General features: G+C 68.9%; 16 protein-coding genes. 11 read left to right on the forward strand and 5 right to left on the reverse strand.

Annotation, left to right across the window (positions count from 1 at the left end):
* Window positions 1-73: 73 nt before the first annotated feature.
* The 3 genes from VK92_RS35535 to VK92_RS35545 form a co-directional block, all read right to left on the reverse strand.
* Entirely contained in the window at window positions 74-1,036 is a 963-nt protein-coding gene (locus VK92_RS35535; RefSeq protein ID WP_021157442.1) for a LysR family transcriptional regulator, read from the reverse strand.
* Between the two features lie 180 nt (window positions 1,037-1,216).
* Window positions 1,217-2,293 carry a porin gene (locus VK92_RS35540; protein ID WP_021157443.1) on the reverse strand — a complete coding sequence of 359 codons (1,077 nt, stop codon included), beginning with the start codon at window positions 2,291-2,293 and terminating at the stop codon, window positions 1,217-1,219.
* 345 nt (window positions 2,294-2,638) lie between these two features.
* Window positions 2,639-3,121, reverse strand: a complete 483-nt coding sequence (locus VK92_RS35545; protein WP_048025358.1) for a hypothetical protein — start codon at window positions 3,119-3,121, stop codon at window positions 2,639-2,641.
* A gap of 346 nt (window positions 3,122-3,467) precedes the next feature.
* Between VK92_RS35545 and VK92_RS35550 the strand changes: the two genes are divergently transcribed.
* The 6 genes from VK92_RS35550 (at window position 3,468) to VK92_RS35575 (ending at window position 10,537) form a co-directional block, all read left to right on the forward strand.
* Complete coding sequence (locus tag VK92_RS35550) at window positions 3,468-4,499, forward strand: bile acid:sodium symporter family protein (protein WP_048025357.1); 1,032 nt, start codon at window positions 3,468-3,470, stop codon at window positions 4,497-4,499.
* Window positions 4,500-4,778: 279 nt separating this feature from the next.
* On the forward strand, window positions 4,779-6,617 hold the full coding sequence (locus tag VK92_RS35555; protein WP_048026648.1) for an EAL domain-containing protein: 1,839 nt from the start codon (window positions 4,779-4,781) through the stop codon (window positions 6,615-6,617).
* Between the two features lie 384 nt (window positions 6,618-7,001).
* Window positions 7,002-8,021, forward strand: coding sequence for a LacI family DNA-binding transcriptional regulator (locus VK92_RS35560; protein WP_021163757.1), 1,020 nt, complete (start codon window positions 7,002-7,004; stop codon window positions 8,019-8,021).
* Complete coding sequence (locus tag VK92_RS35565) at window positions 8,018-9,298, forward strand: AGE family epimerase/isomerase (RefSeq protein ID WP_027788958.1); 1,281 nt, start codon at window positions 8,018-8,020, stop codon at window positions 9,296-9,298. Before VK92_RS35560 ends, VK92_RS35565 begins: the two co-directional genes overlap by 4 nt.
* Window positions 9,295-10,203, forward strand: a complete 909-nt coding sequence (locus VK92_RS35570; protein ID WP_048026647.1) for a carbohydrate kinase family protein — start codon at window positions 9,295-9,297, stop codon at window positions 10,201-10,203. Before VK92_RS35565 ends, VK92_RS35570 begins: the two co-directional genes overlap by 4 nt.
* 112 nt (window positions 10,204-10,315) lie before the next feature.
* Window positions 10,316-10,537, forward strand: a complete 222-nt coding sequence (locus VK92_RS35575) for a hypothetical protein (RefSeq protein ID WP_021163760.1) — start codon at window positions 10,316-10,318, stop codon at window positions 10,535-10,537.
* 24 nt (window positions 10,538-10,561) lie between these two features.
* On the opposite strand, the gene VK92_RS35580 is transcribed toward VK92_RS35575, so the two are convergent.
* Window positions 10,562-10,756 carry a DUF2905 domain-containing protein gene (locus VK92_RS35580; protein WP_021163761.1) on the reverse strand — a complete coding sequence of 65 codons (195 nt, stop codon included), beginning with the start codon at window positions 10,754-10,756 and terminating at the stop codon, window positions 10,562-10,564.
* A 12-nt stretch (window positions 10,757-10,768) separates the two neighbouring features.
* Window positions 10,769-11,962, reverse strand: a complete 1,194-nt coding sequence (locus tag VK92_RS35585; RefSeq protein ID WP_048026646.1) for a class I SAM-dependent methyltransferase — start codon at window positions 11,960-11,962, stop codon at window positions 10,769-10,771.
* A 13-nt stretch (window positions 11,963-11,975) separates the two neighbouring features.
* Between VK92_RS35585 and VK92_RS35590 the strand changes: the two genes are divergently transcribed.
* From VK92_RS35590 to glmS, 5 genes are all read left to right on the forward strand, one after another.
* A complete protein-coding gene (locus tag VK92_RS35590) occupies window positions 11,976-12,719 on the forward strand; it encodes an SDR family oxidoreductase (protein ID WP_048026645.1) in 744 nt (247 codons plus the stop codon).
* A gap of 78 nt (window positions 12,720-12,797) precedes the next feature.
* A complete protein-coding gene (locus VK92_RS35595; RefSeq protein WP_006407992.1) occupies window positions 12,798-13,202 on the forward strand; it encodes a dihydroneopterin aldolase in 405 nt (134 codons plus the stop codon).
* Window positions 13,199-14,203 (forward strand): tRNA 2-thiocytidine(32) synthetase TtcA, encoded by a 1,005-nt coding sequence (gene ttcA / locus VK92_RS35600; RefSeq protein WP_048026641.1) that lies wholly within the window; start codon window positions 13,199-13,201, stop codon window positions 14,201-14,203. Before VK92_RS35595 ends, ttcA begins: the two co-directional genes overlap by 4 nt.
* Before the next feature lie 135 nt (window positions 14,204-14,338).
* Window positions 14,339-15,700 (forward strand): bifunctional UDP-N-acetylglucosamine diphosphorylase/glucosamine-1-phosphate N-acetyltransferase GlmU, encoded by a 1,362-nt coding sequence (glmU, locus tag VK92_RS35605; protein ID WP_048026639.1) that lies wholly within the window; start codon window positions 14,339-14,341, stop codon window positions 15,698-15,700.
* Between the two features lie 53 nt (window positions 15,701-15,753).
* The coding region (glmS, locus tag VK92_RS35610; protein WP_048468228.1) for a glutamine--fructose-6-phosphate transaminase (isomerizing) at window positions 15,754-17,480 on the forward strand (1,727 nt) is incomplete at its 3' end.

The following is a 17,480-nucleotide window of genomic DNA, read 5'->3' on the forward strand; positions in this document are numbered from 1 at the left end:
CCAACTTTTGGGGTGCAGTTCACAACGGCTCGCGCTTTTGTTTTCATCGCCCCGCCGCGGCGGGATGCACGGTTCACACCGCGCGCTTCATCCGCGTGATCGGCAGCACGCGCAGGCGCGATTCGATCGACGGGCACAGCGACTGCCCTTCGAAACGCGCCGCCAGGAAATCGACGAACGAACGCACCTTCGCGGACACGTGACGACGGCTCGCGTAGACCGCATAGATCGGCGCCTCGTGCGGCGGCACCGCATCGATCAGCACCGGCACGAGCCGGCCGGACTCGATGTCGTCGCCGACCACCTCGGTGCCGAGCAGCGCGATGCCCGCGCCCGCGAGCACGGCCGCACGCAGCCCTTCGAGATGGTTCACGATCAGGTTGCCGTTCAGGTTCACGCGCGACGCGGCGGCCGCGTCGATCACCAGCGCGTCGAGCATCGTCGAATTCGAATCGCGCCGCAGGTAGTTGTGGTGCGCGAGATCGGCGATCGTCTGGGGCGTGCCGTGCTTCTCGAGATACTCGGGCGACGCGACCAGCAGGATGTGCGCGGTCGCGATCTGCCGCGCGACCAGCGACGACGATTTCAATCCGTTCGGCGCCGCGCGCACCGCGACGTCGTAGCCTTCCTCGATCAGGTCGACCACGCGATCGGACAGCGTCATGTCGACGGTCACGTCCGGGAACCGGCCCGCATAATCGGTGACGGCCTGCATCACGTGCCGCAGCCCGAACGCGGACAGCGACGTGACGCGCAGCCTGCCTTGCGGCACCACGCTCGCGGCGCCGACTGCCTGCCCGGCTTCGTCGAGTTCCGACAGCGCCTGCACGAGGCGCTCGTAGTATTCGCGTCCGGCCTCGGTAGGCGCGACGCGTCGTGTCGTGCGATGCAGCAGCCGCGCACCGAGCTGCTGCTCGAGATGCATCACGTGCTTGCTCGCCATCGCAGCCGACATCTGCATGCGCTCGGCCGCGCCGACGAAGCTGCCCACTTCGACGACGTAGCGAAACACATTCATGCTGACGAGGGTATCCATCGAACTCGCTCGTAATGACGGGGGAATGGTCCAATTACGAGATAGGGTAACAAAGGCGGGGCAACAGAAAGGTCAAGAAAGGCAAAACGGCGCCGCGAGTGGCGGCGCCGTTCTGGCGGGAAAACATGCAGCCTGGACGCGCTTTTCGCGCGCGTCCGGCGCGGCGGTCGCGCGTGCGCGTCAGAACTTCGCGCGGATGCCGGCGCCGAACGTGTTGCCGGTCGACAGGCCGCTGATGTGGTCGTTCATGTAAGCAGCGTAGACGTCCGTGCGCTTGGACAGCGGATAGTCGTAGCCGACGGCCCAGGTCTGGCGCGTCTGGTCGAGGCCGCCCGCGTCGCGCGAGTATGCGTACGACGCCATCGCGTTGCCCACGCCGAGCGGCACCGACACGCCGCCCTGCGCAGTATTCACGTGCCAGCTGCCCGCGACCTGGTCGTTCTTCGTATACATGTACTGGCCGAACAGCTTCACGTACTTCAGGTCATAGGTCGCGCCGACTTGCGCGATGCCCTGGCTCTTCATGCCGGCCACCAGCGCGCTCAGGTCACGCGGGCCGTTGTTGAAGTTCACGTATTGATAGACCGCGGTCGCCGCGAACGGGCCGTTCGCGTAGTTGAACTGCGCGCTCCACTTCTTCGAGCCGTTGTCGCCGGCCTGGTTGCCGAGCGCGTACATCGCGCCGAAATTCAGGCCACCGAACGAAGGCGACGTGTACGACAGCGCGTTGTTCCAGCCCGAATCGCCGACGGCACCCTGGTCGCTCGGGTAGGTCGGGAACGTGCCGAGGCCGAGGAACACGTGGTACACCATCGGCGAGAACGTGTACGAGTCGTAGAACGGGTTGAACAGGATCGTCGACAGGAACAGGTGCGTCGTCAGGCGGCCGGCCGTCACCGTGCCGTACGGCGAATCGATGCCGACGTACGCGTTGCGTGCGAAGAACGTGTCGCCCTGGAAGCGGCCGAACTGGCCGTTCTGCGCGCGGAAGAAGCTTTCCAGCGTGAAGATCGCCTTGTAGCCGTTGCCGAGATCCTCGGCGCCGTGCATGCCCCAGTACGACGTCGACATCCCGCCGCCGCTCACGTTCCACGCGCGGTCGCCGCCCGGGAACTTGGTGGCGCCGACCCATTCGTCGACCTGACCGTAGAGCGACACGCTCGACTGTGCATGGACGGGAGCGGTAGCCGCCACGCAGGCAGCCGCGGCGATCAGCTTGACGGACGTGCGCGACGCACGGCGAGCGAATGCTTTCATTGGATCTCCAGATTTTGTCGAATTGTCGATAAGTGGCGCGAGCGTTGTTTTTTGGAGCCGAGTGCTTGCGTCGTATGGGGCGCAGCCATCTTTACGGATCATTCGTCCGGTCAAAATTGCGCACACTTATTGCGGGTATAGCGGCAGCATTAACTTCGCGGAATTGATACATGGCCGGGTACCCGCCGACGGCCCGGCGTGGACGCGGTCGCACGGCCGGACGGCTGCGTGGCACATGCGAGCCGGGCGCGAAAGATAGCGCAATGCGACGGGAAAATCAGCGGAAATCTGTGCGCGACTGTGGCGAATTCGCATCAGCCGCCGGAGGGACGAGCGCGCGGGCGCTCAGTTTCGGTAGAACGGGGAGAAATACGGCGAGTGCGCAGGCTCTTCCTGCGAGCGGGGCGGCGGCATCGGACGGCCGCCGCGCTCCTCGTTGTAGCGCGCGACGTCGGCGCGGATCGAACCGGCGCGCAGCGGCACGTTGCCGCCGCCCGGCGGGCGCGGCATCTGGCGCACGTCGGCGCTGATCGGGCGATACGGGCTTTGCGCGGCGTAATGGCCATACGACGGCGTCGGCCGCAGCCCCCAGCGGGAACCGTAGCCGCTCACGCCGCCGGCGCGTGCACCGGCGGGGGGCGTAACGTGGCGCCAGACGGGACCACCGCCGGCCGGCTGACCGTACGCGCGCATGTCGCCGCCACCGAAACCGTGGCCGCCGAACGCATGACCGCCGTGCGGCGGCTGCGCGAGCGCGAACGGCATCAGCAACGCGCCGAGCACGCCCGCCACCCATCGTCCGATCTTCCGTTTCACCCGTTCCGTCATCGTGCAATGCCTGTCCATGCCCGCCGCCGGCTCCTTTCGGCCGACCCAAGGCTTTCAGCAGTAATTTATGAGCGTGCCGAAAGTGTGTCGAGCCAAAAAGTGTTATGTCGCCGGCATCGGTGTAACACCATGTTACTGCTAGGTTTTTTCACTTCGGCACGCGACCGGGACAGAACATTCTTCTGCCGTTTTGCGCATGGCCGGGCCGGTGCCGTGAACGCCACTGCATGAGATTGTTTCATCAATCGATTCTCACAATGAATTTGTGTAGTGAATCATCAACCGGGACAATGGCGCCATCCGCGCGCGCGACGCGCGCCCCCGTCGTTTCCGAATCGAGTTCCCGATGGCCCGTCCCCGTTTTCTTCCCGACAACTTCACGCTCGCGCTCGTCGGCACCGTCGTGCTGGCGAGCCTGCTGCCCTGCCGCGGCCCGGCCGCCCATGCGTTCAACTGGGCGACCAACATCGCCGTCGGCCTGCTGTTCTTCCTGCACGGCGCGAAGCTGTCGCGCGAAGCCGTCGTCGCGGGCGCGACGCACTGGCGGCTACACGCGGTCGTGCTGCTCAGCACGTTCGCGCTGTTCCCGCTGCTCGGCCTCGCGCTGAAACCGGTGCTGCAGCCGCTCGTCACGCCGACGCTGTATGCGGGCGTGCTGTTCCTGTGCACGCTGCCGTCGACGGTCCAGTCGTCGATCGCGTTCACGTCGATTGCGAAGGGCAACGTGCCTGCCGCCGTGTGCGCGGCATCCGCGTCGAGCCTGCTCGGGATCTTCGTCACGCCGGCGCTCGTCGGGCTGATGATCACGTCGCAATCGGCCGCGACCGCGTCGCCGTGGAGCACCGTCGGCAGCATCGTGATGCAGCTGCTCGTGCCGTTCATCGCCGGCCAGTTGCTGCGGCCCGTGATCGGCGACTGGATCGACCGCAATCGCGGCGTGCTGCGCTTCGTCGACCAGGGCTCGATCCTGCTCGTCGTCTACGTCGCGTTCAGCGAGGCCGTCAACGAAGGCCTCTGGCACCAGATCCCGCCGCGCGCGCTCGGCGGCCTGCTCGTCGTCAACCTCGTGCTGCTCGCGATCGCGCTCCTGCTGACCGCGTTCGTCAGCAAGCGGCTCGGCTTCAACCGCGCCGACCAGATCACGATCATCTTCTGCGGATCGAAGAAGAGCCTCGCGGCCGGCGTGCCGATGGCGAAGGTGATCTTCTCGGCGAACGCGGTCGGGGCGATCGTGCTGCCGCTGATGCTGTTCCACCAGATCCAGCTGATGGCGTGCGCGGCGCTCGCGCAGCGCTGGGGCGCGCGCGACATGAGCGGCGAGCACGACGAGGGCGACGCGGCATCGGCGCCCGGCGCGCTGAGCGCGGGCAAGCGCTGACGGTCGGGGCAGCGGGACGGCCGCCGGGTCGTGCCGTCCCGGGGCTATGCCTTCTGCCTTCTGCCTTCTGCCCTCCACCCTCCGCCTTCCGCCTTCCGCCTTCCGCCTTCCGCCTTCCGCCTTCCGCCTTCCGCCTTCCGCCTTCCCACCGCAACGCCCTTCCACCCACGCCCCCACGCGATGCACCAGCAATGCCCGTCGCGTCACGAAATCTTCATTCAATTCTCCGCGAGCGGTGCCGTTAAGTCGTGCGTCCCGTCGATTCGGCTGCCCTCGCCCATGCCCGCGCCCCATCCCGACTCCGCCGCCGCCCGCACCACCCGCCTGATCGCGGATCGTGCGCTGGCCGCCGTCTTCCAGCCGATCGTCGATCTCGGGTCGGGGACGGTCGTCGGCTACGAGGGCCTGATACGCGGCCCGCGCGGCACCGACCTCGAAACGCCCGCCGCGCTGTTCGCGCAGGCCGCGCGCGACGGCGAGACCATCGCGCTCGAACAGGCCGCCGCGCTCACCTGCCTCGACGCGTTCGCGGCGCTCGGCTGCGACGGCAAGCTGTTCCTCAATTTCAGCGCGGGCACGATCCTGCAGCTCGCGCGCGAACGCGAGCGCGCCCGCCAACGGCTCGACCATGCGCGGGTCGGCGCCGAGCGCATCGTGATCGAACTGACCGAGCAGAACGCGACGACGGACATCGCCCATATCGGGCCGGCAGTCGCGTCGCTGCGCGACGCCGGCATCCAGTTCGCACTCGACGACTACGGCACCGCGAACGCGAGCATGAACCTGTGGCTGCGCCTGCATCCGGACGTCGTGAAGATCGACCGCTTCTTCATCCACGACATCGCGCGCGACCCGCTGAAGTTCGAGGCCGTGAAGGCGATGCAGCACTTCGCGCAGGCAAGCGGCGCGCAACTGATCGCGGAAGGCATCGAGAACGAAAGCGACCTGATCGTCGTGCGCGACATGGGCATCTGCTGCGTGCAGGGTTTCCTGCTCGGCCGGCCGAACGCGCGGCCGTCGCGGGTCGTCGCACCGGCCGCGCGTGACGCGATCCGCACGCCGCACATCGCGGTGTTTCCCGGCGCGACGCGCCCGGTGCGGCCGGCCGGCACGATCGCCGGAAAGATGCTGGTTCCGGCGCCGGCCCTGCCGCGCGACGCGACCAGCAACGACGTGCTCGACCTGTTCAACCGGATGCCCGACCTGCACGCGGTCGCACTCGTCGAACGCGGGCGGCCCGTCGCGCTCGTGAATCGCCGCGGCTTCATCGACCGCTTCGCGCTGCCGTACCACCGCGAGGTGTTCGGGAAGAAGCCGTGCCTGCAGTTCGCGAATGACGCGCCGCTGATGATCGACAACGCGACGACGTTCGAGCAGCTCGCGATGCTGCTCGCGAGCCACGACCAGCGCTACCTCGCGGACGGCGTCGTGATCACCGAACACGGCCGCTACGTCGGGCTCGGCACCGGCGAGAGCCTCGTGCGCGCGGTGACCGAGATGCGCATCGAGGCCGCGCGTTATGCGAACCCGCTGACGTTCCTGCCCGGCAACATCCCGATCAGCGCGCACATCGACCGCCTGCTCCAGCGCGACGCCGGCTTTCATGCGTGCTACGTCGACCTGAACCAGTTCAAGCCGTTCAACGACCAGTACGGCTACTGGCAGGGCGACGAGGTGCTGAAGTTCGCCGCGACGGTGCTGGCCGGCGTGTGCGATCCGCAGCGCGACTTTCTCGGGCACGTCGGCGGCGACGATTTCCTCGTGCTGTTCCAGCGCGACGACTGGCGCAAACGCGCCGCCGACGCGATCGCGCGCTTCAACGACGGCGCGCAGCGCTTCTACACGCAGGCCGACCGGCAGGCGGGCGGGCTGCGCGGCGAGGACCGCCACGGCAACCCGGCGTTCTTCGGTTTCGTGACGATGGCGATCGGCGCGGTCGGCGTGCCGGCCGGCGCGCACGGCGCGAAACGCTACGGCAGCGACGAGATCGCATCGGTCGCCGCGCTCGCGAAGCGGCGCGCGAAACAGCAGCCGGACGGGCTCGCGGTCGTCGACCTCGATGCGGGCCGCGCCGCGTTGCGCGATCGCGGCGAACCGCCGGCCGTGGCAATACGCTGACCGGCGGGCAGCCGGCCTCCCTCGTTCGCGGGCGCAAGGTGCCCGATGCGGCGGCGATGCGCCGCCGTCCGTCACGCCCGGACGCCCGCCGCGCTGCCGGGCCGCTCGTTGCATCCGGCCTTCCCGCCGGCCCAAGCAAGCCGCCGGGCACGCGTGCGCGCATGCGCGAAGCCGGCACGCTGGCCGCCACTTCCCGCTCGCCGGGCACCGGCACGTCCACCTTGCCTTTTTCGTGTTTTGTTTAGTATTTTTAGTAACGTCGTTTTCGCAGATTAGCGCTTAAAAACCGGTAATTCTCGGGTATTCCCCGGTTATCCGGCCCGAATTCCGCGATACGTTTTACTATACAATCGCTTTCACCCTAAACAAACCGGACCCCGAACGATGGGTACCACCATTCGCGATGTGGCGCGGGCGGCAGAGGTCTCGATCGGCACCGTCTCCCGCGCGCTGAAAAACCAGCCGGGCCTGTCCGAAGCCACGCGTGCGCGCATCGTCGAGATCGCGCAGCGGCTCGGCTACGATCCCGCGCAGCTGCGGCCGCGCATCCGCCGGCTCACCTTCCTGCTGCATCGCCAGCACAACCGCTTTCCGGCCAGCCCGTTCTTCTCGCACGTGCTGCACGGCGTCGAGGACGCCTGCCGCGAGCGCGGCATCGTGCCGACGCTGCTCACGGTCGGGCCGAACGACGACGTGCTGCGCCAGATGCGCCCGCACGCGCCCGACGCGATCGCGGTGGCCGGCTTCATCGAGCCGGAGACGATCGAGGCGCTCGCCGCGACCGGCCGGCCGCTCGTGCTGATCGACCTGTGGGCGCCCGGCCTGCGCTCGGTGAACATCGACAACGCAACGGGTGCGGCGCTCGCGATGCGCCACCTGCTCGCCACCGGCCGCACGCGGATTGCGTTCATCGGCGGCTCGCCCGCGCACTACAGCATCGCGCAGCGCGCGATCGGCTACCGGCGCGCGTTCTTCGAAGCCGGGCGGCTGTTCGATCCCGCCTACGAAGTGACGATCGACGCGGGGCTCGATCCCGACACCGGCGCCGCGCGCGCGATGGAGCAGCTGCTCGACGCGCCGGGCCCGCGCCCCGAAGCCGTGTTCGCGTACAACGACGCGGCCGCGCTCGCCGCGCAGCGCGTGTGCACCGCGCGCGGCCTGCGGATTCCGGACGACATCGCGATCGTCGGCTTCGACAACATCCCGGCCGCCGCGCACGCGAGCCCGCCGCTCACGACGCTCGCGGTCGACAAGGAAGCGCTCGGCCGCCGCGGCGTCGAGCTGCTGCTCGCCGACTCGCCCGAACGCACCGAGATTTCCCTGCCCGTCGAGCTGATCGTGCGGGCCAGCAGTCAGCCCGCCGGCTCCCCGGCACTCGATACCGCCACGGTCACCGAATCATGAACATGCCCCCGGTCCAACCCTGCACCGCCGCGCCGGCCGCCCACACGCAAGCCGCGCCGTTCGTCGCGAGTTTCCGCGATCCGTCGTTCCTGCTGTCGCACATCGAGGACACGCTGCGCTTCTACGCAACGAACGCGTTCGACCCGACGGGCGGCTTCTACCACTACTTCCGCGACGACGGCAGCATCTACAACCGCACGTCGCGCCACCTCGTCAGCAGTTGCCGGTTCGTCTTCAACTACGCGATGGCGTACCGGCATTTCGGCGATCCGCGCCACCTGGAATACGCGCGCCACGGGCTGCGCTTCCTGCGCGACGCGCACTGGGACGACGAACTGCAGGGCTACGACTGGGAACTCGACTGGCGCGACGGTGCGAAGCGCGCGACGCTCGACGGCACGCGCCACTGCTACGGGCTCGCGTTCGTGCTGCTCGCGGCTGCGCACGCGACGATGGCCGGCATCGACGAGGCACGCCCGCTGATCGCGGCCACCTACGAGCTCGCCGAGCACCGCTTCTGGGACGCGGCCGCGGGCCTCTACGCGGACGACGCGACGCCGAACTGGATCGTGTCGTCGTACCGCGGCCAGAACGCGAACATGCACATGACCGAGGCGCTGCTCGCGGCCCACGAGGCGACCGGCCACCTCACGTACCTCGATCGCGCGGAAAAGCTCGCGTCCCACATCACGCAACGTCAGGCCGCGCTGTCGGGCGGGCTCGTGTGGGAGCACTACCATGCGGACTGGTCGGTCGACTGGGACTACAACAAGGAAGACAGCTCGAACATCTTCCGCCCGTGGGGTTTCCAGCCCGGGCACCAGACCGAATGGGCGAAGCTGCTGCTGATCCTCGAACGGCACCGCCCGCTCGACTGGCTCGTGCCGCGCGCGGCCGAGCTGTTCGACGCCGCGCTCACGCACGCATGGGACGCCGACCACGGCGGCCTGTACTATGGCTTCGGCCCCGACTTCACGATCTGCGACCACAACAAGTATTTCTGGGTGCAGGCGGAAACCTTCGCGGCGGCCGCGATGCTCGGCGCGCGCACCGGCAGCGAGCGCTTCTGGGACTGGTACGACGAGATCTGGCGCTATAGCTGGGCGCACTTCGTCGATCACCGCTACGGCGCGTGGTACCGCATCCTCACCTGCGACAACCGCAAGTACAGCGACGAGAAGAGCCCTGCCGGCAAGACCGACTATCACACGATGGGCGCGTGCTACGACGTGCTGGCAACCCTCGCGCGCGCGCAGCGCAGCGAGCCGACGCAATGAGCGGCGGCACGTTTCCGGCTTTCGTGTCGGCAGGCGACATCCTGACCGACATGGTGCGCGCGGGCGATGCGCAATGGACGTCGGTACCGGGCGGCGCCGGCTGGAACGTCGCGCGCGCGGTTGCGCGGCTCGGCGTGCCGAGCGCGCTCGCGGGATCGATCGGCGAAGACTGCTTCTCCGACGTGCTGTGGCGCACGAGCGACGCGGCCGGGCTCGACCTGCGCTTCCTGCAGCGCGTCGCACGGCCGCCGCTGCTCGCGATCGTTCACGAGACACGCCCGCCCGCGTATTTCTTCATCGGCGAAGCGAGCGCCGATCTCGCGTTCGATCCGGCGCGGCTGCCGGCCGGCTGGACCGACCACGTGAAATGGGCACATTTCGGCTGCATCAGCCTCGTGCGCGAGCCGCTCGCCGGCACGCTGGCCGCGCTCGCGGCCGACCTGCACGCGCGCGGCGTGAAGATCAGCTTCGACCCGAACGTCCGGAACCTGATGACGGCCGCGTACCGGCCGACGCTGGAAAGGATGGCCGCGCTCGCCGACCTGATCAAGGTGTCCGACGAGGACCTGCGGCACCTGTTCGGCGGCGACGGCCCCGACGCGATCGCCGCGGTGCGCACGCTGAACCCGCGCGCGGCCGTGCTCGTCACGCGCGGCGCGCAGGCGGCGACGCTCTACGCGGACGGCGACGTGCATGAAGCCAGCCCGCCGCGCGTCGAGGTGGCCGACACCGTCGGTGCGGGCGACGCGTCGATCGGCGGCATGCTGTTCAGCCTGATGGCCGCGCCGCAGCGCACGTGGCGCGAGCATCTCGTGTTCGCGCTGGCCGCGGGCGCCGCGGCGTGCCGGCATACGGGTGCGCACGCGCCGACGCTCGACGAGGTCGTCGCCCTGATCGAACGCTGACGGCACGCCGATGGCACGAACGGTGACCGGACGCTGTTCGGTCACCGATAAGCGGCGCTGTACATGCTGCGCCGCAGTGCTACGATGAAGTGTCCTTTTGCGGGAGAGCACCATGGACACGAACACGTTCACGAAAGGCATCTACACGGCCAAGGCGCATACCCAGCACGCGGGCAACGGGCAGTTCCAGGGTTACGTGATCCTCTCGCGCGACGACGGGGACGACACCGAGAACACGCGTTACGACGTCCACTCGACGAGCCCCAGCGAGGAAGAGGCGTTCGACGAGGCGAAAGCGCTCGCGCACCGGATTCTCGGCGAGATCGAGCTGTAGCGCGCACCGACCTTCAGGCGCGGCTCAGAGCAGCCGCGCCACCATCGATACCAGCATCGTCAGCACCAGCGTCGACATGAACGGGAACGGGTAGCGCCGCCCGCCGAGCGTCAGCGTGACGTCGCCCGGCATCCGCCCGATGCCGAGCTTGCCGAGCCACGGCCAGCAGCGCGTCAGGATCATCACCGCGACGAACGTCGTCAACAGCCAGCGCAGCATGCCGGGCTCCCGTCAGAGTGCGTGCGAGCGATCGCCGCGCGCGAACGCGTCGAGCGTGCCGTCGATGCCGCGCGAGAACGCGATCACCTTGAACAGCTCGCCCATCTCGGCCTCGGAAATCAGCTTCTGCACCGCGTTCGCGGCCGGCAGGAATTCACGGATGTCCGACGGATCGATCGCGGCCAGCGCGTCGGTGATGCCCGCGTTCAGCAGGAAGCGCGCCTGCGACGTGTAACCGAGCAGGTCGGCGCCGGTCGCGACGGCCGCGTCGTAGATGCCGGTGAATTCGACGTGCGCGGTGATGTCCTGCAGCCCCGGGTACAGGAACGGATCGTCGTGCGCATGGTGCCGGTAGTGGCACATCAGCGTGCCGCGGTCGCGCTGCGGGTGGTAGTACTCGTGCGCGGGAAAGCCGTAGTCGACCAGCAGCACCGCGCCACGGCCGAGCATCGTGCAGACGGTGCGCGTGAACGCCAGCGCGGCCTCGTGCGTCTCGGTCACGTAACCGTCGCCCGCCTCGTCGAGCCCCGCGAGCACCGCCGGCAGGCCGGCCGGCGCGGCAGGACGGTCCTCGAACACGAACGCCTGCCGCGCATCGAGCGCGACACCGCGCTCCTGCCATGCGCCGCCCGCCTTCGCGAACAGGCGCACGGGCATCGCATCGAGCACCTCGTTGCCGACCACGACGCCGTCGAACCGCTCGGGCAGCGCGTCGAGCCAGCGCACCTTCGCGGCGAGCGCCGGCGCGGCGGCCGTGATCGTGTCGCGCTGCCGTTCGCGCAGTTCGCCGGACAGGTCGACGATCAGGTATTCGTCGAGTCCGGCGCCCAGCGCGTCGAGCGCCGCGAGCAGACCGGCCGCGAGCTTGCCCGTGCCGGCGCCGAATTCCATCACGCGGCGCGTGCCGCTCGCCGCGAGCGCTTCCGCGACCGGCTGCGCGAGCGTCCGAGCGAACAGCGGCGACAGCTCGGGTGCGGTGACGAAGTCGCTGCCGTCATCGGCGCGGCGCCCGAACTTGCGCGCGCCGCCGCTGTAATAGCCGAGGCCGGGCGCGTACAGCGCACGCTCCATGAAGCGGTCGAACGGCAGCCAGCCGCCGGCCGCCGCGATCTCGTCGCGCAGTTGCGCGGCAAGGGTTTCGGACTGCGCGAGCGCGTCAGGGCCGGGAGCAGGTAAACTAGCGGGTTCGTGAGCTTTCGGGTTCATCCCGGCATTGTAAATGACCGTTTCAGCCGATACGTCGACCCTGCGCGTGGCGCTCGTCACCGGTGCCCTGGGCAGCGCGGCCGACGCCGCGTCGATCGGTCTTGCGCTCGCGACGGGATTCGCCCGGCACGGCTGGGACGTCGCGTTGCAGCGCAGCCCCGGCACGCCGCATGCGGCCGCCGACGCGCTCGTCGCCGAAGTCGCGGCGCTCGGCCGCCGCGCGGTCGTGCTCGACGCCGATCTGGCCCTGGAAGCCGAAGCCGCCGCACTCGTCGCCGCGTGCGGCGCGGCGCTCGGCCGGCCCGCGTGCGCGGTGTTCGTGAGCGCCAGCGCGGGCGCCGACGACGCGCACACGGTAGACGGCGCGTCGCTCGCCGGCGCACTCGCGCGCAACGTGACGGCGCCGCTCGCGCTGGCCCGCGCGCTCGCCGATGCGACGCCCGACGCCGCGCGCGAGCACGAAGCGCTGCGCGCATGCGCGATCCACGTGCTGGACCAGGCGCTGTTTCACCCTGCGCCTGCGCAGTTGTCGCACGCGCTGATGCAGGCCGCGCTGAACCGCGCGACGTCGGCGCTGGCGCTGGCGCTCGCGCCGAAGGTGCGGGTCGCGGCGCTCGTGCGCGGCCACGCGGCGCACGCGGACGACATCGCCGCGGCCGCCTGCTATCTCGCGAGCGCGCCCGGCGTCACGGGCGCGACGCTGACCGTCGACGGCGGCGAGCACCTCGTGCCGCCGGCCGCCGGCCCGAATGAATGAACTGCGCGGATCGCGCGGCCTGACTGCCGCCGCCCGCGCCGCTTTGCGTGTGCGCACGCCAATTTGACTGGGACGACCATGTTTTCCGCTCTCCTGCACCCCCGCCTCGCGGACTGCCGCAGGCTCTACCTGCGCGACTACGAAGTGCACATCAACATCGGTGCCTTCGAACACGAGAAGCGCGGCGAGCAGCGCGTCGTCATCAACGTCGACCTGTTCGTGCCGCTCGCGCGCTCCACTCCCGTGGACGACCGGCTGCATGAAGTCGTCGACTACGACCTGATGAAGCAGAGCGTCGCGCAATGCGTGGCGCGCGGCCACATCCACCTGCAGGAAACGCTGTGCGACGCGATCGCCGCCCACCTGCTGGCGCACGACGCCGTGCGCGCGGTACGCGTCTGTACCGAGAAACCGGACGCTTATCCGGACTGCGACGCCGTCGGCGTCGAAGTCTTTCGCATCAAGGACGAGGAGCGCGCATGAACGCCCCCCACATGAATGACGCGGCGGCCGATGCCGCCACCCACGACGCAGCCGCCGACCCGGCCGGCCGCCCGGCGCTGACGCGCCGCGAACAGAAGGAAGCGTACGAGAACAACAAGCTGTTCAAGCGGATCGTGCGCCAGGTCGGCCAGGCCATCGGCGACTTCAACATGATCGAGCAGGGCGACAAGGTGATGGTGTGCCTGTCGGGCGGCAAGGACAGCTACGCGATGCTCGACGTGCTGCTGCGCCTGCGCGAGCGCGCGCCGATCGATTTCGACATCGTCGCGGTGAACCTCGACCAGAAGCAGCCGGGCTTCCCCGAGCACGTGCTGCCCGAGTACCTGAAGCAGGTCGGCGTGCCGTTCCACATCGAGAACCAGGACACCTACAGCATCGTCAAGCGGCTCGTGCCCGAAGGCAAGACGACCTGCTCGCTGTGCTCGCGGCTGCGCCGCGGGATCCTGTACCGCGTGGCCGGCGAGCTCGGCGCGACCAAGATCGCGCTCGGCCATCACCGCGACGACATCGTGCAGACGCTGCTGCTCAACATGTTCTACGGCGGCAAGCTGAAGGGGATGCCGCCGAAGCTGCAGTCGGACGACGGCAAGAACATCGTGATCCGCCCGCTCGCGTACGTGAAGGAAACCGATCTCGAGAAATACGCGGAGCTTCGCGAATTCCCGATCATCCCGTGCAACCTGTGCGGCAGCCAGCCGAACCTGAAGCGCGCGGAAATGAAGGCGCTGATCCGCGAATGGGACAAGCGTTTCCCGGGCCGCGTCGACAACATGTTCAACGCGCTCGCGAAGGTCGTGCCGTCGCACCTGATGGACACGACGCTGTACCCGTTCCAGTCGCTGCGCGCGACCGGCGAGGCCGATCCGCAAGGCGACATCGCGTTCGACGAGGAACCGTGCGCGTCGGGCGACGACGCAGCGGCGCCGGGTGAGTCGATCGCGGCCCGGCCGATCTCGATCGTCCAGTTCGACGACCTGTAAGCAGGGCCCGAACACCCGCCGGAACAGGGCCGGGCGGCCCTTTTCCGGCGCTGTCGCCCCGCCGCGACAGGCCCGGAGCGCCAGGGGCCGCATGCTAAAATGGTCGGCTTCGAACTCCTCTGACAAGCTGGCGCCATGAATATCGTGATTTTGGCGGCAGGCACCGGCAAGCGCATGCGTTCCGCGCTGCCGAAAGTGCTTCACCCCCTGGCCGGCAGGCCGCTCCTCTCCCACGTCATCGACACCGCGCGCACGCTGCAGCCGTCCCGGCTCGTCGTCGTCGTCGGTCACGGTGCCGAGCAGGTCCAGGCCGCCGTCGCCGCGCCCGACGTCCAGTTCGCGGTGCAGGCCGAGCAGCTCGGCACCGGCCACGCGGTGCGTCAGGCCCTGCCGCTCCTCGATCCCGCACAACCGACGCTCGTGCTGTACGGCGACGTGCCGCTCACGCGCGCGTCGACGCTGCAGCGCCTCGTCGATGCCGCGCGCGAAGGCCGCTACGGGATTCTGACCGTCACGCTCGACGATCCGACCGGCTACGGCCGCATCGTGCGCGACGCGGCCGGCTTCGTCACGCGCATCGTCGAGCAGAAGGATGCGTCGCCGGACGAGCTGCGGATCGCCGAGATCAACACCGGCATCATCGTCACGCCGACGGCCCAGCTGTCGATGTGGCTCGGCGCGCTGAAGAACGAGAACGCGCAGGGCGAGTACTACCTGACCGACGTCGTCGAACTCGCGATCGAGGCCGGTTTCGAGGTCGTTACCGCCCAACCCGACGAGGAATGGGAAACGCTCGGCGTGAACAGCAAGGCGCAGCTCGCCGAGCTCGAACGCATCCATCAGCGCAATATCGCGGAAACGCTGCTCGTCGACGGCGTCACGCTCGCCGATCCGGCACGCGTCGACGTGCGCGGCACGCTGCGCTGCGGCCGCGACGTGTCGATCGACGTGAACTGCGTGTTCGAGGGCAACGTGACGCTCGCGGACAACGTGACGATCGGCGCGAACTGCGTGATCCGCAACGCGTCGGTCGGCGCAGGCACGCGCATCGACGCGTTCACGCACATCGACGGCGCCGAACTCGGCGCGCACACCGTGATCGGCCCGTACGCGCGGCTGCGCCCCGGCGCGCAGCTCGCGGACGAAGCGCACGTCGGCAACTTCGTCGAGGTGAAGAACGCGGTGATCGGCCACGGCTCGAAGGCGAACCACCTCACGTACATCGGCGACGCCGACATCGGCGCGCGCGTGAACATCGGCGCGGGCACGATCACCTGCAACTACGACGGCGCGAACAAGTTCCGCACCGTGATCGAGGACGACGTGTTCGTCGGCTCCGACACGCAGCTGGTCGCGCCCGTGCGCGTCGGCCGCGGCGTGACGATCGCCGCCGGCACGACGATCTGGAAGGACGTGGCCGAAGGCCTGCTCGCGCTGAACGAGAAGACCCAGACCGCGAAGAGCGGCTACGTCCGCCCGGTCAAGAAGAAAAGCTGAACCTTTTGCGGGCGCCCCGGCGGCGCCCGCGTCGACTTACAGGACTGATCCTCATGTGTGGCATTGTCGGCGCAGTTGCGCAACGTAATATCGTTCCGGTGCTGATCGAAGGTTTGCGGCGCCTCGAATACCGTGGCTACGACTCGTGCGGCGTCGCCGTGCTCGAGCCGGATGCGCCGAAGCGCGCGCGCAGCGTCGAACGCGTCGCCGACCTCGACGCGCAGGTGCGCGAATCGCACCTCGAAGGCACGACGGGCGTCGCGCACACGCGCTGGGCCACGCACGGCGCGCCCGTCACGCACAACGCGCACCCGATCTTCTCGTCGAACGCGCTCGCGCTCGTCCACAACGGCATCATCGAGAACTTCGAGCCGCTGCGCGAAGCGCTGCGCGCGAAGGGCTACGAATTCGTGTCGCAAACCGACACCGAAGTGATCGCCCACCTCGTGCACAGCCTGTATCGCGGCAACCTGTTCGACGCGGTGCGCGAAGCCGTGCAGCAGTTGCACGGCGCGTACGCGATCGCCGTGATCCACAAGGACCAGCCGCATACCGTCGTCGGCGCGCGCCAGGGTTCGCCGCTCGTGGTCGGCCACGGCGACGGCGAGAACTTCCTCGCGTCCGACGCGCTCGCGCTCGCGGGCAGCACCGACCACTTCACGTTCCTCGAGGAAGGCGACGTGTGCGAGCTGTCGCTCGACGGCGTGAAGATCGTCGACCGGGACGGCGCGCTCGCGCAGCGCGAGATCCGCGTGGTCAGCGCATACGGCGGCGCGGTCGAGCTGGGCCCGTATCGCCACTTCATGCAGAAGGAAATCTTCGAGCAGCCGCGCGCGATCAGCGACACCGTGCCGCAAACCGAAGCCTTCGACGCGACGCTGTTCGGCGACGCCGCGCCCGCCGCGTTCGCGGAGATCGACAGCCTGCTGATCCTCGCATGCGGCACGAGCTACTACTCGGGCCTCACCGCCAAGTACTGGCTCGAATCGATCGCGAAGATCCCGACCCAGGTCGAGATCGCGAGCGAATACCGCTACCGCGAATCGGTGCCGAACCCGCGCCAGCTCGTGCTCGTGATCTCGCAGTCGGGCGAGACGGCCGACACGCTCGCGGCGCTCAAGCACGCGCAGTCGCTCGGCCACACGCACACGCTCGCCGTGTGCAACGTCGCGACGAGCGCGATGGTGCGCCTCACCGAGATGCAGTTCCTGACGCACGCGGGCACCGAGATCGGTGTTGCGTCGACGAAGGCGTTCACGACGCAGCTCGTCGCGCTGTTCGTGCTCGCGGCGACGCTCGGCAAGCTGCGCGGTCACGTCGATGCCGCGCAGGAAGCCGAGTTCCTGAAGCAGTTGCGCCACCTGCCGGCCGCGCTGAACAGCGTGCTGGCACTGGAGCCGCAGATCATCGCGTGGTCGGAAGAATTCGCGCGCAAGGAAAACGCGCTGTTCCTCGGCCGCGGGCTGCACTACCCGATCGCGCTCGAAGGCGCGCTGAAGCTGAAGGAAATCTCGTACATCCACGCCGAGGCCTATCCGGCCGGCGAACTGAAGCACGGGCCGCTCGCGCTCGTCACGGAAGCGATGCCGGTCGTCACGGTCGCGCCGAACGACACGCTGCTCGAGAAGCTGAAGTCGAACATGCAGGAAGTGCGTGCGCGCGGCGGCGAGCTGTACGTGTTCGCCGATGCCGACACGCAGATCGTCAACGACGACGGCCTGCACGTGATCCGGATGCCGGAGCATTACGGGCAACTGTCGCCGATCCTGCACGTCGTGCC

Source organism: Burkholderia sp. LK4 (genome assembly GCF_001043615.1).
In the GTDB taxonomy this organism is placed as follows: Bacteria; Pseudomonadota; Gammaproteobacteria; order Burkholderiales; family Burkholderiaceae; genus Burkholderia; species Burkholderia cepacia.

Bases quoted from the DNA above. Each gene is read 5' to 3' on its own strand.
- VK92_RS35535 (WP_021157442.1), bottom strand. From the start codon at position 1,036: ATGGATACCCTCGTCAGCATGAATGTGTTTCGCTACGTCGTCGAAGTG.
- VK92_RS35540 (WP_021157443.1), bottom strand. From the start codon at position 2,293: ATGAAAGCATTCGCTCGCCGTGCGTCGCGCACGTCCGTCAAGCTGATC.
- VK92_RS35545 (WP_048025358.1), bottom strand. From the start codon at position 3,121: ATGACGGAACGGGTGAAACGGAAGATCGGACGATGGGTGGCGGGCGTG.
- VK92_RS35550 (WP_048025357.1), top strand. From the start codon at position 3,468: ATGGCCCGTCCCCGTTTTCTTCCCGACAACTTCACGCTCGCGCTCGTC.
- VK92_RS35555 (WP_048026648.1), top strand. From the start codon at position 4,779: ATGCCCGCGCCCCATCCCGACTCCGCCGCCGCCCGCACCACCCGCCTG.
- VK92_RS35560 (WP_021163757.1), top strand. From the start codon at position 7,002: ATGGGTACCACCATTCGCGATGTGGCGCGGGCGGCAGAGGTCTCGATC.
- VK92_RS35565 (WP_027788958.1), top strand. From the start codon at position 8,018: ATGAACATGCCCCCGGTCCAACCCTGCACCGCCGCGCCGGCCGCCCAC.
- VK92_RS35570 (WP_048026647.1), top strand. From the start codon at position 9,295: ATGAGCGGCGGCACGTTTCCGGCTTTCGTGTCGGCAGGCGACATCCTG.
- VK92_RS35575 (WP_021163760.1), top strand. From the start codon at position 10,316: ATGGACACGAACACGTTCACGAAAGGCATCTACACGGCCAAGGCGCAT.
- VK92_RS35580 (WP_021163761.1), bottom strand. From the start codon at position 10,756: ATGCTGCGCTGGCTGTTGACGACGTTCGTCGCGGTGATGATCCTGACG.
- VK92_RS35585 (WP_048026646.1), bottom strand. From the start codon at position 11,962: ATGAACCCGAAAGCTCACGAACCCGCTAGTTTACCTGCTCCCGGCCCT.
- VK92_RS35590 (WP_048026645.1), top strand. From the start codon at position 11,976: ATGACCGTTTCAGCCGATACGTCGACCCTGCGCGTGGCGCTCGTCACC.
- VK92_RS35595 (WP_006407992.1), top strand. From the start codon at position 12,798: ATGTTTTCCGCTCTCCTGCACCCCCGCCTCGCGGACTGCCGCAGGCTC.
- ttcA (WP_048026641.1), top strand. From the start codon at position 13,199: ATGAACGCCCCCCACATGAATGACGCGGCGGCCGATGCCGCCACCCAC.
- glmU (WP_048026639.1), top strand. From the start codon at position 14,339: ATGAATATCGTGATTTTGGCGGCAGGCACCGGCAAGCGCATGCGTTCC.